General features: G+C 70.1%; 20 protein-coding genes. 15 read left to right on the plus strand and 5 right to left on the minus strand.

Annotation, left to right across the window (positions count from 1 at the left end):
* Positions 1–35: 35 nt before the first annotated feature.
* On the minus strand, positions 36–959 hold the full coding sequence (locus tag ACIA8X_RS19160; RefSeq protein WP_393442832.1) for an ABC transporter ATP-binding protein: 924 nt from the start codon (positions 957–959) through the stop codon (positions 36–38).
* 69 nt (positions 960–1,028) lie between these two features.
* Complete coding sequence (locus ACIA8X_RS19165) at positions 1,029–1,826, minus strand: aminoglycoside N(3)-acetyltransferase (protein WP_393442834.1); 798 nt, start codon at positions 1,824–1,826, stop codon at positions 1,029–1,031.
* A gap of 161 nt (positions 1,827–1,987) precedes the next feature.
* Here ACIA8X_RS19165 and ACIA8X_RS19170 point away from each other — a divergent pair, with 161 nt between their 5' ends.
* The 8 genes from ACIA8X_RS19170 to ACIA8X_RS19205 all read left to right on the plus strand — a co-directional run bounded on the left by ACIA8X_RS19170 (position 1,988) and on the right by ACIA8X_RS19205 (position 8,565).
* Positions 1,988–2,740 (plus strand): helix-turn-helix transcriptional regulator, encoded by a 753-nt coding sequence (locus ACIA8X_RS19170; protein WP_393442836.1) that lies wholly within the window; start codon positions 1,988–1,990, stop codon positions 2,738–2,740.
* Positions 2,737–4,161 carry a Fe-S cluster assembly protein SufB gene (gene sufB, locus ACIA8X_RS19175; protein WP_393442838.1) on the plus strand — a complete coding sequence of 475 codons (1,425 nt, stop codon included), beginning with the start codon at positions 2,737–2,739 and terminating at the stop codon, positions 4,159–4,161. The genes ACIA8X_RS19170 and sufB overlap by 4 nt, the downstream gene beginning before the upstream one ends.
* Positions 4,162–4,223: 62 nt before the next feature.
* Complete coding sequence (sufD, locus tag ACIA8X_RS19180; protein ID WP_393442840.1) at positions 4,224–5,405, plus strand: Fe-S cluster assembly protein SufD; 1,182 nt, start codon at positions 4,224–4,226, stop codon at positions 5,403–5,405.
* Complete coding sequence (locus tag ACIA8X_RS19185) at positions 5,405–5,722, plus strand: non-heme iron oxygenase ferredoxin subunit (RefSeq protein WP_030948995.1); 318 nt, start codon at positions 5,405–5,407, stop codon at positions 5,720–5,722. The genes sufD and ACIA8X_RS19185 overlap by 1 nt, the downstream gene beginning before the upstream one ends.
* Before the next feature lie 7 nt (positions 5,723–5,729).
* Positions 5,730–6,494 (plus strand): Fe-S cluster assembly ATPase SufC, encoded by a 765-nt coding sequence (sufC, locus tag ACIA8X_RS19190; protein ID WP_393442842.1) that lies wholly within the window; start codon positions 5,730–5,732, stop codon positions 6,492–6,494.
* The gene (locus ACIA8X_RS19195) at positions 6,491–7,747 is read left to right on the plus strand and encodes a cysteine desulfurase (RefSeq protein ID WP_399458707.1); all 1,257 of its coding nucleotides are present in this window, start codon (positions 6,491–6,493) and stop codon (positions 7,745–7,747) included. Before sufC ends, ACIA8X_RS19195 begins: the two co-directional genes overlap by 4 nt.
* Positions 7,748–7,768: 21 nt before the next feature.
* Positions 7,769–8,236, plus strand: coding sequence for a Fe-S cluster assembly sulfur transfer protein SufU (gene sufU / locus ACIA8X_RS19200; protein ID WP_393442846.1), 468 nt, complete (start codon positions 7,769–7,771; stop codon positions 8,234–8,236).
* Entirely contained in the window at positions 8,233–8,565 is a 333-nt protein-coding gene (locus ACIA8X_RS19205; protein WP_028809645.1) for a metal-sulfur cluster assembly factor, read from the plus strand. Before sufU ends, ACIA8X_RS19205 begins: the two co-directional genes overlap by 4 nt.
* A gap of 59 nt (positions 8,566–8,624) precedes the next feature.
* On the opposite strand, the gene ACIA8X_RS19210 is transcribed toward ACIA8X_RS19205, so the two are convergent.
* On the minus strand, positions 8,625–9,455 hold the full coding sequence (locus ACIA8X_RS19210) for an AbfB domain-containing protein (RefSeq protein ID WP_393442848.1): 831 nt from the start codon (positions 9,453–9,455) through the stop codon (positions 8,625–8,627).
* 326 nt (positions 9,456–9,781) lie between these two features.
* On the minus strand, positions 9,782–10,126 hold the full coding sequence (locus ACIA8X_RS19215; RefSeq protein WP_393442850.1) for a hypothetical protein: 345 nt from the start codon (positions 10,124–10,126) through the stop codon (positions 9,782–9,784).
* A 170-nt stretch (positions 10,127–10,296) separates the two neighbouring features.
* Here ACIA8X_RS19215 and ACIA8X_RS19220 point away from each other — a divergent pair, with 170 nt between their 5' ends.
* The 7 genes from ACIA8X_RS19220 (at position 10,297) to ACIA8X_RS19250 (ending at position 15,772) form a co-directional block, all read left to right on the plus strand.
* Entirely contained in the window at positions 10,297–11,142 is an 846-nt protein-coding gene (locus ACIA8X_RS19220) for an endo alpha-1,4 polygalactosaminidase (RefSeq protein WP_393442852.1), read from the plus strand.
* Positions 11,143–11,204: 62 nt separating this feature from the next.
* On the plus strand, positions 11,205–11,525 hold the full coding sequence (locus tag ACIA8X_RS19225; protein WP_393442854.1) for a DMT family transporter: 321 nt from the start codon (positions 11,205–11,207) through the stop codon (positions 11,523–11,525).
* Complete coding sequence (locus ACIA8X_RS19230) at positions 11,525–12,061, plus strand: TetR/AcrR family transcriptional regulator (RefSeq protein ID WP_393442856.1); 537 nt, start codon at positions 11,525–11,527, stop codon at positions 12,059–12,061. The genes ACIA8X_RS19225 and ACIA8X_RS19230 overlap by 1 nt, the downstream gene beginning before the upstream one ends.
* 84 nt (positions 12,062–12,145) lie before the next feature.
* Positions 12,146–13,135, plus strand: a complete 990-nt coding sequence (dapD, locus tag ACIA8X_RS19235) for a 2,3,4,5-tetrahydropyridine-2,6-dicarboxylate N-succinyltransferase (RefSeq protein WP_399458708.1) — start codon at positions 12,146–12,148, stop codon at positions 13,133–13,135.
* 446 nt (positions 13,136–13,581) lie between these two features.
* Positions 13,582–13,821 (plus strand): hypothetical protein, encoded by a 240-nt coding sequence (locus ACIA8X_RS19240; protein ID WP_399458709.1) that lies wholly within the window; start codon positions 13,582–13,584, stop codon positions 13,819–13,821.
* 178 nt (positions 13,822–13,999) lie between these two features.
* Positions 14,000–14,554, plus strand: a complete 555-nt coding sequence (locus ACIA8X_RS19245; RefSeq protein WP_399458710.1) for a SigE family RNA polymerase sigma factor — start codon at positions 14,000–14,002, stop codon at positions 14,552–14,554.
* On the plus strand, positions 14,555–15,772 hold the full coding sequence (locus ACIA8X_RS19250; protein WP_399458711.1) for a WD40 repeat domain-containing protein: 1,218 nt from the start codon (positions 14,555–14,557) through the stop codon (positions 15,770–15,772). It begins immediately after the preceding gene.
* On the opposite strand, the gene dapA is transcribed toward ACIA8X_RS19250, so the two are convergent.
* Positions 15,773–16,675, minus strand: a complete 903-nt coding sequence (gene dapA, locus ACIA8X_RS19255; protein WP_393442866.1) for a 4-hydroxy-tetrahydrodipicolinate synthase — start codon at positions 16,673–16,675, stop codon at positions 15,773–15,775.
* Positions 16,676–16,691 lie beyond the last annotated feature (16 nt).

Consider the following 16,691-nt stretch of genomic DNA (forward strand, 5'->3'; position numbering starts at 1 on the left):
CGGCCTCGGGGTGTACGTACCCGTGTCGACGGTGGTCACGAACGCAGCTCCTTGCCGGTGAGCTCCAGGAAGACGTCTTCGAGGGTGTGCCGTTCGACCGAGATGCGGTCCGGCATCACCCCGTGCTGTGCGCACCACGACGTCACCGTCGCGAGCAGCTGGGGGTCGACCTTGCCGACGACCCGGTAGGAGCCCGGCGTCAGCTCCGCGGCCGTGCAGTCGGCGGGCAGCGCCTTGAGCAGGGAGCCCACGTCCAGACCGGGCCGGCCGCTGAAGCGGAGGGTGTTCTCGGCGCCGCCGCGGCACAGGTCCTCGGGGGAGCCGTGGGCGATCACGCGGCCGGCGTCGATGATGGCGACGTCGTCGGCGAGCTGCTCGGCCTCGTCCATGTAGTGGGTCGTGAGGATCACGGAGACGCCGTCGGTGCGCAGGTCGCGGATCAGGTCCCAGGTGGCCCGGCGGGCCTGCGGGTCGAGCCCGGCCGTCGGCTCGTCCAGGAACACCAGCTCCGGGCGGCCGACCACGGCCATGGCGAGCGCGAGCCGCTGCTGCTGGCCGCCGGAGAGGCGGCGGTAGGTGGTCCGGCCGCAGCTGGCAAGGCCGAGCCGCTCGATGAGACCGTCGACGTCCAGGGGATGTGCGTGCAGTTTCGCCACATGCCGCAGCATCTCGTCCGCCCGCGCGCCCGAGTAGACGCCGCCGGACTGCAGCATCACGCCGATGCGGGGCCGCAGCTCGCCGGACTGCCGTATCGGGTCGAGGCCCAGGACCCGCACCGTGCCGGAGTCCGGCTTGCGGTATCCCTCGCAGGTCTCGACGGTCGTCGTCTTGCCCGCGCCGTTGGGTCCGAGTACGGCGGTGACGCCCGCGTGGGCCACCAGGTCTAGACCGTTCACCGCGGTCTTCGTGCCGTACCGCTTCACCAGGGCCTGGACCTGGAGCACGGGCTCAGTTCGCATGGCTCCAGAGTCTAGGTACGCCCTCGGTCCCCCGAACGGCCGGGTGCGCATCTGTTCATCGGCGCGGGTTCATATCTCCTCCGCGCGGGGCCGGTGCGTCTCCAGCCAGCGACACGCGTACGCCACCGCGTCGGCCAGCGGAAACAGCCGTGCGTCGGCCGCGCCCGCCTTGCCGCGTACGACGGGACGGTCCCGCTCGAAGTCATGGCCGAGTTCGTCGAACCGGTCCGAGGTGATCGACACCTCGGTCACCACCTCCCAGCCCGTGGGCCCCGGCCGCCCCACCTTCACCAGCGGTGACGGGATCCGGTACTCGGCGAGATGGAAGCCGGTGCACGTGTCGTAGCCGGCGCCGAGCAGCAGCACGCGCGCGTGGAGCGCCTCCAGCCGGGCGAGCGGGCTGCGCTCGCCGAGGCGGCAGTCGGGGGCGTGGCCGTCGGTGATCTCCGCCGAGCGCGGGCCGACGGCGGCGAACGACGTCTGCGGATGGGCGCTGCGCAGGGCGCCCGGCCAGGTCCGTACGGTCTCCGGGACGACGCCGACCCCGCGCGTGGGCGTGGTCAGCGGGTCGTACGCGGGCATGGTGGCCCGGATCGTCTCCCACCAGTCCTCGGGCACGGGCGGGTTGCTCCACACCGCCGGGTCGGAGAGGTCGCCGGTCTGGGTGGGGACCACCAGCGTGCCGTCCGGGCCGAGGGCGTCCAGCAGCGCCTGGACGACCGCGACGGCCCCTCCGCAGACCCAGCCGAGGGCGCTGAGCGAGGAGTGCACGAGGAGGGTTTCACCGCTTTGGACGCCTAGCTCGCGCAGTTGTGCCGCGAGCGTGCCCCGAGTGACAAGAGGCCCGGTCGGAGGGGGTGTGGACATGCTTCCGGAGTGTTCCGGACGGGGCCTCGAAATGCCACCGGTTTGATCGATCAAAGATCATTTCCGCAGGTCAGATTAGGTATACCTAAGTGACGCAGGGCACCGTCGAGGGGCCCGGGCGTGGCTTGCCTGCCTTTGAGGAATTACGCAACAATGGCGTTGTGAAAAACGTCGGCGAGGCCAGGGAGACCCTCAGGGGAACCCCGCAGGAGGAGCTCGCGACCGGAGAGCGCTCGACGCGCAACCGGGTCGCGCGGTCCATCCTGGACCACGGGCCGTCGACCGTCGCCGAGCTGGCCGGCCGGCTGGGGCTGACCCAGGCCGCCGTACGCAGGCATCTGGACGCGCTGGCCGCGGACGACGTCGTGGAGGCTCGCGAGCAGCGCGTGTACGGCACGCGCACGCGTGGCCGTCCCGCCAAGGTCTTCGCACTCACCGACTGCGGCCGCGACGCCTTCGACCAGTCGTACGACCTGCTCGCCGTGGACGCCCTGAAGTGGATCGCCGAGCGCGAGGGCGGGAGCGAGGCGGTCGCCGCCTTCGCCCGCGCCCGGATCGCCGCCCAGGCGAGCGCCTACCGCAAGGCGATCGAGGCCGTCAGCCCGGATGAGCGCACCGAAGCCCTGGCCAAGGCCCTGAGCGCAGACGGGTACGCTGCAACGGCGCGCAGCGCACCCCTCCCCCAAAAAGGCGAGCAGCTCTGCCAGCACCACTGCCCGGTCGCCCATGTCGCGGAGCAGTTCCCGCAGCTGTGCGAGGCGGAGACGGAGATCTTCGCCGAGCTGCTCGGAACACACGTCCAGCGACTGGCGACGATCGCGCACGGCGACGGCGTCTGCACGACGTTCATCCCCAAGATTTCCCACACCACCCATAACGCACCTGCAAGCACGGCCGGGAGGAACCCCGCATGACTCTCCCCATCGAGGAGACTGCCCACCCTGAGCTCGAGGGTCTGGGCAATTACGAATACGGCTGGGCGGACTCCGACGAGGCCGGCGCCTCTGCCAAGCGCGGCCTGAGCGAGGACGTCGTCCGTGACATCTCCGCGAAGAAGAGCGAGCCGGACTGGATGACCAAGCTCCGCCTCAAGGGTCTGCGGCTGTTCGACAAGAAGCCCATGCCGAACTGGGGCTCGGACCTCTCGGGCATCGACTTCGACAACATCAAGTACTTCGTGCGTTCCACGGAGAAGCAGGCGGAGTCCTGGGAGGACCTGCCCGAGGACATCAAGAACACCTACGACAAGCTGGGCATCCCGGAGGCGGAGAAGCAGCGCCTCGTCGCCGGTGTCGCCGCCCAGTACGAGTCGGAGGTCGTCTACCACCAGATCCGCGAGGACCTGGAGGAGCAGGGCGTCATCTTCCTCGACACCGACACCGCCCTGAAGGAGCACCCGGAGCTCTTCAAGGAGTACTTCGGCACGGTCATCCCGGTCGGCGACAACAAGTTCGCGTCGCTGAACACCGCGGTGTGGTCGGGCGGCTCCTTCATCTACGTGCCGCCGGGCGTCCACGTGGAGATCCCGCTGCAGGCCTACTTCCGTATCAACACGGAGAACATGGGCCAGTTCGAGCGGACCCTGATCATCGTCGACGAGGGTGCCTACGTGCACTACGTCGAGGGTTGCACGGCCCCGATCTACAAGTCGGACTCGCTGCACTCCGCGGTCGTCGAGATCATCGTCAAGAAGAACGCCCGCTGCCGCTACACGACCATCCAGAACTGGTCGAACAACGTCTACAACCTGGTCACCAAGCGCGCCGTCGCCTACGAGGGCGCGACCATGGAGTGGATCGACGGCAACATCGGCTCCAAGGTGACGATGAAGTACCCGGCCGTCTACCTGATGGGCGAGCACGCCAAGGGCGAGACCCTGTCCATCGCCTTCGCGGGCGAGGGGCAGCACCAGGACGCCGGCTCCAAGATGGTCCACATGGCGCCGAACACCTCCTCCAACATCGTGTCGAAGTCCGTGGCGCGTGGTGGCGGCCGTACCTCCTACCGCGGTCTGGTCGAGATCGGCGAGGGCGCCCACGGCTCGAAGTCCAACGTGCTGTGCGACGCGCTGCTCGTCGACACCATCTCCCGCTCCGACACGTACCCCTACGTGGACGTCCGCGAGGACGACGTGTCCATGGGCCACGAGGCGACCGTCTCCAAGGTCTCCGAGGACCAGCTCTTCTACCTGATGAGCCGCGGTCTGAGCGAGTTCGAGGCGATGGCGATGATCGTGCGCGGCTTCGTCGAGCCCATCGCGAAGGAGCTGCCCATGGAGTACGCGCTTGAGCTCAACCGGCTGATCGAGCTGCAGATGGAAGGCGCGGTCGGTTAAGACCGGTCCTTCGGTTAGCAGCTAGCGAAATCTGACGTAGGAAAGAGAGCAGACCGACAGCCATGGCTGAGGCTCAGAACATCCCCGTGGGCTCCACCACCGCGGGCCAGATCGCGGTGGCCGCCGAGTCGACCGTCGCCACGCGCATGAGCGCGCCCCCGTCCTTCGACGTCGCGGACTTCCCGGTCCCGCACGGCCGCGAGGAGGAGTGGCGGTTCACCCCGCTGGAGCGCCTGCGCGGGCTGCACGACGGCACCGCCGTGGCAACCGGCGACGGCCTCCAGGTCACCGTCGAGGCCCCCGAGGGCGTCACCGTCGAGACCGTCGGCCGCGACGACGCGCGCATCGGCAAGGCGGGCACGCCCGTGGACCGCGTCGCCGCCCAGGCCTACTCGGCGTTCGAGAAGGCCGGTGTCGTCACCGTCCCCAAGGAGACGGTCCTCACCGAGCCGATCCGCATCGCCGTGCACGGCGAGGGCGGGGTCGCCTACGGCCACCAGGTCGTGGAGCTCGGAGCCTTCGCCGAGGCCGTCGTCGTCATCGACCACACCGGTGACGCCGTGCTCGCCGCCAACGTCGACTACATCCTGGGCGACGGCGCCAAGCTCACCGTCGTCTCCGTCCAGGACTGGGACGACAAGGCCGTGCACGTGGGCCAGCACAACGCGCTGATCGGCCGGGACGCCACCTTCAAGTCGTTCGTGGTCACCTTCGGCGGCGACCTCGTACGCCTTCACCCGCGCGTCGCCTACGCCGGCACCGGTGGCGAGGCCGAGCTGTTCGGCCTCTACTTCACCGACGCGGGCCAGCACCAGGAGCACCGCCTCCTGGTCGACCACAACACCCCGCACTGCAAGTCCAACGTCGCCTACAAGGGCGCGCTCCAGGGCGACGCGGCGCACGCCGTGTGGATCGGCGACGTGCTGATCGAGGCCAAGGCCGAGGGCACGGACACCTACGAGATGAACCGCAACCTGGTTCTGACCGACGGCGCCCGCGTCGACTCCGTGCCGAACCTGGAGATCGAGACCGGCGAGATCGTCGGCGCCGGCCACGCCTCGGCGACCGGCCGCTTCGACGACGAGCAGCTCTTCTACCTGATGGCCCGCGGCATCCCCGCGGACGAGGCCCGTCGTCTCGTCGTACGCGGCTTCTTCGCCGAGCTGGTCCAGCAGATCGGCGTCGACGACATCGAAGAGCGCCTCCTCGTGAAGATCGACGAGGAGCTGGAGGCCACGGTCTGATGGCTTTCGTACGCGCCTGTGGGCTGAGCGAGCTGGAGGAGGACACCCCGAAGCGGGTGGAACTCGACGGCACGCCGGTCTCGGTCGTGCAGACCGAGGGGGAGGTGTTCGCGATCCACGACATCTGCTCGCACGCGAACGTCTCGCTCTCCGAGGGCGAGGTGGAGGACTGCCAGATCGAGTGCTGGCTGCACGGCTCCGCGTTCGACCTCAGAACCGGCAAGCCGTCCGGCCTTCCCGCGACGCGCCCCGTCCCCGTATACCCCGTAAAGATCGAAGGGGACGACGTGCTCGTCTCCCTCACCCAGGAGTCCTGAGGCACCCATGGCAACGCTTGAAATCCGAGACCTGCACGTCACCGTCGAGGCCGACAACGCCACGAAGGAGATCCTCAAGGGCGTCGACCTCACCGTGAAGCAGGGCGAGACGCACGCCATCATGGGCCCCAACGGCTCGGGCAAGTCGACCCTCGCCTACTCCCTCGCGGGTCACCCGAAGTACACGATCACTTCCGGCACCGTCACCCTCGACGGCGAGGACGTCCTGGAGATGTCCGTCGACGAGCGCGCCCGCGCGGGCCTGTTCCTGGCGATGCAGTACCCGGTCGAGGTCCCCGGCGTCTCGGTCTCCAACTTCCTCCGTACGTCCGCCACCGCCATCCGTGGCGAGGCCCCCAAGCTGCGCACCTGGGTGAAGGAGGTCAAGGAGGCCATGGAGCGCCTCAACATGGACCCCGCCTTCGCCGAGCGCAACGTCAACGAGGGCTTCTCCGGCGGTGAGAAGAAGCGCCACGAGATCCTTCAGCTGGAGCTGCTCAAGCCGAAGGTCGCGATCCTCGACGAGACCGACTCCGGTCTGGACGTCGACGCCCTGCGCGTCGTCTCCGAGGGCGTGAACCGGGTCCGTGAGACCGGTGAGGTCGGCACCCTGCTGATCACGCACTACACGCGCATCCTGCGCTACATCAAGCCCGACTACGTCCACGTCTTCTCCGCCGGCCGCATCGTCGAATCCGGCGGCGCCGAGCTCGCCGACAAGCTGGAGAACGAGGGCTACGAGGCCTACACGAAGGGTGGCGCATCCGCGTGACACAGCTGCCGGGCCTCCTCGACACCGAGGCGCTCCGCAAGGACTTCCCGATCCTGGACCGTGTCGTCCACGACGGCAAGAAGCTCGTGTATCTGGACAACGCGGCGACCTCGCAGACGCCGCGCCAGGTGCTCGACGTGCTCTCCGAGTACTACGAGCAGCACAACGCCAACGTCCACCGTGGCGTGCACGTCCTCGCCGAGGAGGCCACGGCGCTGTACGAGGGCGCGCGCGACAAGGTCGCGGAGTTCATCAACGCGCCTTCGCGTGACGAGGTGATCTTCACCAAGAACGCCTCCGAGTCGCTGAACCTCGTGGCCAACATGCTGGGCTGGGCCGACGAGCCCTACCGGGTGGACCACGAGACCGAGATCGTCATCACGGAGATGGAGCACCACTCCAACATCGTGCCGTGGCAGCTGCTCGCGCAGCGCACGGGCGCGAAGCTGAAGTGGTTCGGTCTCACGGACGACGGCCGGCTCGACCTGTCCAACATCGACGAGATCATCACCGAGAAGACGAAGATCGTCTCCTTCGTGCTGGTGTCGAACATCCTGGGCACGGTCAACCCGGTCGAGGCGATAGTGCGCCGTGCGCAGGAGGTCGGCGCGCTGGTCTGCATCGACGCCTCGCAGGCCGCACCCCACATGCCGATGGACGTGCAGGCGCTCCAGGCCGACTTCGTGGCCTTCACCGGCCACAAGATGTGCGGCCCGACCGGCATCGGCGTCCTGTGGGGCCGCCAGGAACTCCTGGAGGACCTGCCCCCGTTCCTGGGCGGCGGCGAGATGATCGAGACGGTGTCGATGCACTCGTCGACGTACGCTCCCGCCCCGCACAAGTTCGAGGCGGGCACGCCCCCGGTCTCGCAGGCGATCGGCCTGGGCGCGGCGATCGACTACCTCAACTCGATCGGCATGGACAAGATCCTCGCCCATGAGCACGCGCTCACCGAGTACGCGGTGAAGCGGCTGGCGGAGGTCCCCGACCTGCGGATCATCGGCCCGAGCACGGCCGAGGACCGCGGCGCCGCGATCTCCTTCACGCTCGGCGACATCCACCCGCACGACGTGGGCCAGGTCCTCGACGAGCAGGGCATCGCGGTCCGGGTGGGCCACCACTGCGCCCGCCCCGTGTGCCTGCGCTACGGAATTCCTGCGACCACGCGAGCGTCGTTCTATCTGTACTCCACGCCGGCCGAGATCGACGCACTGGTCGACGGCCTGGAGCACGTACGGAACTTCTTCGGCTGACGGGACGGGACGAGCGATCGCATGAAGCTGGATTCGATGTACCAGGAAGTCATCCTGGACCACTACAAGAACCCGCACGGGCGGGGCTTGCGGGATGGCGACGCCGAGGTGCACCACGTGAACCCGACGTGCGGCGACGAGATCACCCTGCGCGTGAAGTACGACGGCACGACGATCGAGGACGTCTCGTACGAGGGCCAGGGCTGTTCCATCAGCCAGGCCAGCGCGTCCGTACTGAACGACCTCCTCGTCGGCAAGGACCTCTCCGACGCGCAGAAGATCCAGGAGACCTTCCTGGAGCTGATGCAGTCCAAGGGGAAGATCGAGCCCGACGACGCGATGGAGGAGGTGCTGGAGGACGCGGTCGCGTTCGCCGGCGTCTCCAAGTACCCCGCCCGGGTCAAGTGCGCCCTCCTCAGCTGGATGGCGTGGAAGGACGCGACGGCCCAGGCGCTGGGCGGAGCCGACGCCGAAAGGAAGACGGCATGAGCGAGACCGTTGAGATGAAGCCGGCCTCGGAGGAAGAGGTCCGTGAGGCGCTGTACGACGTCGTCGACCCCGAGCTGGGCATCGACGTCGTCAACCTCGGCCTGATCTACGGCATCCACATCGACGACGCGAACATCGCGACCCTCGACATGACCCTGACCTCGGCGGCCTGCCCGCTGACGGACGTCATCGAGGACCAGGCCAAGTCCGCCACGGACGGCCTCGTCAGCGAGCTGCGCATCAACTGGGTCTGGATGCCGCCGTGGGGTCCGGACAAGATCACGGATGATGGGCGGGAGCAGCTTCGGGCGCTCGGGTTCAACGTCTGAGGCCACCAGCGGCCTGACGCAAGCGGCGGTACCTTCCGGGTGCCGCCGCTTGCCTGTGTTCAGGCCAGCCCGCCGACCAGCCGGAACGACGAGTCCGACAGGTACAGGGAGCTGTACTCGAAGCGTTCGAGACGGACCACGAAGTTGCGGTGGCGCAGGAAGTAGCCCGGGTAGTTGACCGACTCCAGCATGGTGGCACCGGACTGGGTCGACGAGGCGCGGGGGCAGAAGGTGGCGTCCTGCCCGAAGAGCGCTGAGCCGTTGTCGCGCTCGGCGCGCAGGACGAAGGCGCGGTGGCGCAGGTACCTGCCGTCCCGCGTGGCGAAGGAGTAACAGGAGCTGTTTGCCAGGCCCTTGACCTGCTTGAAGGTCGAGTCCTCGCGGGACTCCGAGCCGTGGACCCGGTCCAGCCTCACGTAGCCGTCGCTCACGTGCCAGTAGCGGTCCGGGAAGTTGACCGAGCGGACGGATCGCCAGGTGGTGGCCGGGGGCTTCGGAGCGGCCGTCGGCGAACTCCCTTCGCGGGATGGTGACTTGGACGTCTCCGGCGCGGGTTTCGGTGTGGTGGCGTGCTGTTGGCCGGGTGCCCTGGTCCCCGGGTGTGGCGTCGACAGGCCGCTCTTGCCCTTCGGGGGAGTCGTCCCCGACGGGGTGGCGAAGGAGATCAGGCCGGGGGCCGACGGGTTCTCGGCGGAGGGCGACGCCGAGGGCGACCTGGCCTCGGATTCCCTTTCGGATACGGCGATCGCGGTGGCGCAGGCGACGATCGTCGCCACGGCCATCCCGCCCGCCAGCCACAGGCGGCGCGTCCCCGGCGCCCGGGAGGTGTCCGGGGCCCAGCCGTTCTCCCAAGGTTGGTCCTGAGACGGCCGGGACTTGTTTTCTGGCATGCGCTGTTCCCCCCAGCGGCGTCATGGGGCGACGACCGCGGCTGCGAAGGCCCGGTATGTGAACGGTGAACAACAGTAGTGGAACCAGTAGTCCCGGAGCAGCCCTTTGGAAACAGCTGTATCCACATCGATTTCTCGGCGCCAGCCGAGACTCGCCGTGCCCGGTGGTGGCAGTGTTGAGGCGTGAACGGGGGTCGGGCGCGGCGGAGTTGGGGTGTGTGGGCGGCCGGCGGAGCCCCGGGGTGCCCTCGGCTGCGACAGGCGGCTGTCAGTCGCGGTACGTGTCCGTCGCGATCCCGACCGGCGAGCGGATCAACGGGTTCCCGTCACCTCGTTCCACGCCGCCCCACCCGACTCGGTGCCACGTCGACGACCGGCACCACGGCCGGCTCCTCCGGCATCCGGTGCCCGAGCGGAGCCATCCCGACGGTGCTGTTCCAGCGCACGGCCTGCACGGCTCGGGCGTGCGCCGCCTGGCGGTGCCGGATCGGTCGGCCGCCACCGGTCCCCGCGCGTTGGTCCCGGGGCGCGGCGACCTCGGTGGTCCGCAGGTGCTCGCCGATGTCAGTGACTACGTGCGGGAGTTGAGCGACGAGACCTGGCGGCGGGACTGCGCCACGGGCGAGGACGAGATTGCGGCCGCGGTGCGGGCGCTGTTGATCGGGCGGCATCCGGAGTGGGGCGGCCAGGAACGGATCGAGCCGGACGTGGGGTATCTGTGCGCCGAGCGCGCCGGATGTCCGTCCCGGCGGGGTAGGAGGCGTTGCCGGGTCCGGGCGCGGAGCAGGGCATCATGGCCGGGCAGCGTCGAAGATCACGCACCGTCAGGAGCCCCCGGATCATGGTCCACCGCATCCCTCACGCCCTCCGCCGAACGCTCGTGGCCACGGCGCTCTGCGGTGTGCTCGCCGTGGCCGCGGGCGGATGCGCGACGTCGTCCGAGGGGGAGGGGGGCGACGACCCGAAGCAGGTGGAACTGCCCGAGCCGGGGGTCGCCTTCGACTACCAGATCGGCGGCTCCTACCCGCCGCCCGCCGGCGTGCGCGCCGTCTCCCGCGACCGCACCGCCGAACCGGCGCCGGGCGTGTACAGCATCTGCTACGTCAACGCCTTCCAGGCCCAGCCGGACACCGAGGACTGGTGGCAGGACCGCCACCCCGACCTGCTGCTCCGCGACGCCGACGGAAAGACGGTCGTCGACCAGGACTGGGACGAGGCCCTGCTGGACATCTCGACGGCCGCCAAGCGCGAACGGCTCGCGGGGATCGTCGGGAAGTGGATCGACTCCTGCGCCGAGTCCGGGTTCCAGGCGGTCGAGGCCGACAACCTCGACTCCAACGAGCGGTCCGACGGGCTGCTGACCGCCGACGACAACCTGGCCTTCGGCAAGCTGCTCGCCGCCCGGGCGCACACCGCCGGTCTGGCGATCGGCCAGAAGAACGCCGCCGAACTGGCCCGGCAGGGACACCGTATCGGCTTCGACTTCGCGGTCGCCGAGGAGTGCGGACAGTACGACGAGTGCGGCGCCTACGCGGACGCCTACGACGACCGGGTCTTCGTCATCGAGTACCGCGCGGACGGACTCAAGGCCGCCTGCGCCGAATGGGCCGACCGGCTGTCGGTGGTCCTGCGCGACCTGGACGTCGTACCGGCGGGGGAGAGCGGATACCGCCGCCGCGCCTGCTGAACCGAGCCGGCCCGGCACAGGCTTGTGTACGGTCGTACGCAACGTTGTGTACGCTTGTACACATGGGATACCTGCTGCTCGCCGGAGCCATAGCGGCCGAGGTCGCCGCCACGACCGCCATGAAGTACAGCGACGGCTTCAGCAGGCTGTGGCCGTCGCTGCTGACCGCTCTCGGATACGTCGTCTCCTTCGCGTTGCTGGCCCAGACGCTGAGGACCGTCGCCGTGGGTACGGCCTACGCGATCTGGGCCGGCGTCGGCACCGCGGCGATCGCCACCATCGGGATCCTGTTCCTGGGGGAGGGAATGACGGTCACGAAGGCCGCCGGCATCGCGCTGATCATCGTCGGCGTGGTGGTGCTGAACCTGGGAGGCGCGCACTGATGGCCCGGCGCTACGACCCCGAGCGACGTCAGCGGATCATCGACGCGGCGATCCGGGTCGTCGGGGAGAAGGGCATCGCGGGGCTGAGCCATCGCACCGTCGCCGCCGAGGCGGACGTGCCGCTCGGCTCCACGACGTACCACTTCAAGACCCTCGACGATCTGCTGGTCGCCGCTCTGCGCCAGGCCAACGAGGGCTTCGCCAAGGTGCTCGCCTCGCGCGGCGGCCTGGAGGACCCGGAGGCCGACCTGGCCGCCGAACTCGCGGGCTGGATGGGCGAGTGGCTCGCCGGGGACCGCACGGGCGTCGAGCTGGAGTACGAGCTCTACCTCGCCGCCCTGCGCCGCCCCGCCCTGCGCGCCGTCGCCGACGAGTGGGCGCGCGATCTCGCCGAGCGGCTGTCCCGCCGTACGGATCCGGTCACGGCGCGGGCGCTGGTGGCGTTGCTGGACGGGATCTGTCTGCAGGTGCTGCTCACGGAGGCGCCGTACGACGAGGAGTACGCGCGCGACGTGCTGCGCCGCGTGATTTCGTGACGAGAGGGCCGCCGAGGGCCCGCACCCTGAGACGCCCCCGCCACCGGTTGGCCCGCGCGGCCCCCCGCCGGTTAGGTTGCCCTCATGACCGACACGACTGCTCCTCGCACCACCGGCGCCGTGGCCGCCGGCCTCGCCACCATCGCCGCCGACGGCACCGTTCTCGACACCTGGTTCCCCGCGCCCGAGCTCGTAGCCGAGCCCGGACCCTCCGGCAGCGAGCGGCTCTCCGCCGAGCGCGCCGTCGAGCTGCTCGGCGAGGGTGCCGCTAAGGCGATCGGTCCGGACGCGCGCCGGGGCGTCGAGGTCGTAGCGGTCCGCACGGTCATCGCCTCGATCGACGACAAGCCGATCGACGCCCACGACGTCTATCTCCGCCTGCACCTGCTCTCCCACCGCCTGGTAAAGCCGCACGGCCTGAGCCTGGAGGGCCAGTTCGGCTTCCTCGCCAACGTCGCCTGGACCTCCCTCGGCCCGGTCGCCGTCGACGACGTCGAGAAGGTCCGGCTGAACGCCCGCGCCGAGGGCCTGCACCTCCAGGTCACCTCGATCGACAAGTTCCCGCGGATGACGGACTACGTCGCCCCCAAGGGCGTCCGCATCGCCGACGCCGACCGGGTCCGCCTGGGCGCCCACCTCGCCGCGGGCACCACCGTCATGCACGAGGGCTTCGTCAACTTCAACGCCGGCACCCTGGGCACCTCCATGGTCGAGGGCCGTATCTCCGCGGGCGTCGTCGTCGGCGACGGCTCCGACATCGGCGGCGGCGCGTCCACGATGGGCACGCTGTCCGGCGGCGGCAACGTGATCATCACCATCGGCGAGCGCTGCCTGGTCGGCGCCGAGGCGGGCGTCGGCATCGCGCTCGGCGACGAGTGCGTCGTCGAGGCCGGCCTGTACGTCACCGCGGGCACCCGCGTCACCATGCCCGACGGCCAGATCGTCAAGGCCCGCGAGCTCTCCGGCGCCTCCAACATCCTCTTCCGCCGCAACTCGGTCACCGGCACCGTCGAGGCCCGCCCGAACAACGCGGTCTGGGGCGGCCTGAACGACATCCTGCACAGCCACAACTGATCATGGGCGGCCGTGACCTGCGGCTGCCTGGTCGATCAGCGTCCTGACCTGACGCCGATCCACTGATCGCCCTTTCCGCCGACCAGCGGGACACCCGAAGCCCACGGCTCTGACCAGCTCAGATGCCGTGGGCTTCTGTCGTGGGCGTCAGTCGTCGGTGGCCGACGTCACCCCCACGGCGTCGGAATGCCGGGGGCTCCGCGACCCAAGGAGGCCGACATGGCCCATGAGGCCCCCCAACCCACATCGGTCGACCCGCACCCCTGGCGCGGAGCTCACCGCGGCTAGGCCGGCGACGGCCAGAGGGCCTGACTGCGCCGTCAGTCCCACGGCAGCGGGCTCACGTACGGGTTACTCGTCGTGACCTCCGGGCGGTCCAGGCAGATGAACGGGTGGACGCAGTTTCCGATCACCTGCCGAACCGACGAAACGAGGGCCGAAGGCTGATGACGGGTCGAGTGAAGACGAGCGAGCGGACCAGGACCGTGCTGCGCCTGGTGGTCGGGGTGCTGGCCGCGGGGGCGGCGTGCTGGCTGCCGGCCGGGACCGCGCACGCCGACGAGACCAACACGGGCTCGCACAACGGCCCCCGCATCGGGCTGGTCAACGTGGGGCAGGTCGACGACCCGATGGAGGATGTGCTGGAGCACTTCCTGCTCTTCGGCGACGGGTACAAGTGGGGCTGATCGCGCACGGCGCACCGTGAGCGTGGGCCGGGGCCCGTACCGCACCAAGAGGCGGTACGGGCCCCGCCGTATGCCCTGATCTATTTTCTGTGCGTCGGCATAGCGGCGGCACGCCGCACGCGTCACAAGGGGTAGGAGAGGCGGGCACCGGGCCCGCCCGGGGGAAGAGAAGGTGACGATGGATGCCGAAGCGCAGGAGAGCTTCCGGGAGTTCGTGGCGAACCGGTCGTCCGCGCTGCTGAAGACGGCGGTGCTGCTGACCGGCGGCGACGGGCACGCGGCGGAGGACCTTCTGCAGAACGCGCTGATCAAGGCGGCCGGCCGCTGGCATCGCATCGACGAGCCGGAGGCGTACATACGCCAGATCCTGTACCGGCAGCAGATCAGCCGCTGGCGGCTGAAGTGGTGGCGGCGCGAGCTGACCGTCGCCGAGCCGCCCGAGCCCGGCGCGAACCCGGACGCCGCCCCCGCCGCCGAGCTGCGGCTGCTGATGCGCGGCGCGCTGGCCCGGCTCACCGCACGGCAGCGCACCGTGCTGGTGCTGCGCTACTTCGACGACCTGCCGGAGGCCGACGTGGCCCGCATCCTCGGCTGCTCGGTCGGCACCGTACGGTCCACCACCCACCGATCCCTCGCCCGGCTGCGCACCCTCGCGCCCGAACTGGCCGCCCTGGGCCCGGCCGACGCCGCGCCCCGGCCGTCCCGTGACTTCTCGCCCGTGGAGGTGCGCTGAGTGAACGTCGAGGAACTCGTACGAGACTCCCTGAGGGAGCTGGCCGCCGAACAGCCGTCGGCGGGCCCCGGTTACGCGGACCGCGTGCTGGCCGTCCGCCGACGCCGCCGCACCCGCAGGATCGCCACCGTCGCCGCGGCCACCGCGGCCGTGGTCGGCATCGCGGTCGCGGTGCCGTTGCTGGACGCCGGCCGGGAGGACCTGCGTCCGGCGAGCGTGCTGGACGGCCGTGGGACCAGCGCCCACCCGGACCAGTCGCCGCCGCGTGACCTGATCGCGGCCGGGGACGTGGCGCTCGCCGCCTACACCACCTCGCGGATCGTCCCGCAGACGAAGAACCGCGGTGTCGCCGAGCGCACCTACTGGCTCCTGGACCCGAAGACCGGACGGTACGAGAAGGACGACAGGTGGTCCTTCGTCGCCGTCGCGCCCGGGATCAGAACGGCCGCCGTACTGGAGCGGAACCTGCCCGTGCGGCGGATCGGCCTGCTCGATCTCGCGACGGGGGAGGTCGAGCGGTGGATTCCGGTGGACCACGGGGTCGGCGGGCTGGCGTACTCGTACGACGGGCGGAAGCTGGTCGCGACGACCTACGACGAGAACCCCGACCTGCGCATCAGGCAGACGGGCGGGGATGGGGCGGTCTCCTGGGTGGCGGAGTTCGGCGAGTCGAGCCGCAGCGGCTTCCATGTCGTCGACGTCGCCTCCGGCACGGCCTCCTGGACCGGCGTCCGGTCCGGCAGTCGCGACATCAACTCCCGCCAGGACTTCGCCTTCAGCCGGACCGGTGACCTGGTGTACACGCAGGTCATCGGGCCGAGGGACGGTTTGCAGCAGTTCTACGACCTCGACGGCAACAAGGTCGCGGCGCCCGCGAACGAGCGCCACCTGCGCACGGACGTCGGCGCCAGGCTCTCCCCGGACGGCAGCCTCGCGGCCACCGGTCTGTCCAAGGAGGTTCCCGACAAGTCCTACTCCTCGATCCGCGATCCGCTCACCGGCAAGGAGATCACCAAGGTGCGCGGCGCGGAGCTGCTCGCCTGGGTGGACGGAAAGCGGCTCATCGCGCAGGAGCGGACCGCGGGCGAGGGGCCGTACCGGCCACGGCTCGTCCTGGTGACGATCGGCAGCGACGAGGTCCAGTGGCTGAGCGGCCCGAGCGCGCAGAAGGACGAGGACCTGTCCTTCGAGTGGGAGCCGGTCCTCGCCCGGCGCTGATCAGCCGGTAGTGAGCTCCTCGTACGCCGCAAGCAGCCCGTCGACCGCCTCCCGGCCGGCGGGCCGCAGCGGGGCGCGGACCGGGCCCGCGGGCAGGCCGAGCTCATTGAGCAGGGCCTTCGCGGTGACCGTGCCGGGCAGGCCCGCCGACATCATCAACTCGATGAGCGGCGTGGCACGTTGTTGGAGGCGGGCGGACACGGGGGTGTCGCCCGCCTCGAACGCGTCGAGGACCGCACGGAGCCGGTCCGGTACGACGTTCGCGACCGTGCTGATGTAGCCGGCACCGCCCACCGCGTACAGCGCGAGGATGTGCTCGTCGCAGCCCGCGTAGTACGCCAACTCGGTGCGCCCCATGACCTTCTGGGCGCCGAGGAAGTCGTAGGAACAGTCCTTCACCGCGACGATCCGGGGGTGCTCGGCGAGCCGGATCAGCGTCTCCGGCTCGATACGGGTGCCGGTGCGGCCCGGGATGTCGTACAGCACGAGCGGCAGTCCCGACGCGTCCGCGACGGTCCGGAAGTGCTCCTCCAGCGCGTCCTGCGGAGGCTTGCTGTAGTACGGGCTGACCACCAACACGCCGTCCGCGCCCGCCTTTTCGGCCTCAAGGGCGAGCTCCACGGTGTGCCGTGTGTCGAACGTGCCGATCCCGGTCACGATCGACGCCCGGCCGCCCACCGCCTCCCGCACCGCCTCGACGAGGGCCGCCTTCTCGGCGTCGGTCGTGGTCGGTGACTCGCCCGTCGTACCGGAGAGCACCAGACCGTCGCATCCCTGGGCGACCAGCCGGTCGGCGAGCCGCTGGGCCCCGTCGAGATCGAGCCCGCCGTCCTCGGAGAAGGGCGTGATCATCGCGCACAGGGCGCGGCCGAACGGCGGGGCGGCGCAAGCGGGTGTCGTCATGGAACCAGTCTCGGCA

This window comes from Streptomyces sp. NPDC051738, assembly GCF_044453205.1.
GTDB lineage: Bacteria > Actinomycetota > Actinomycetes > Streptomycetales > Streptomycetaceae > Streptomyces.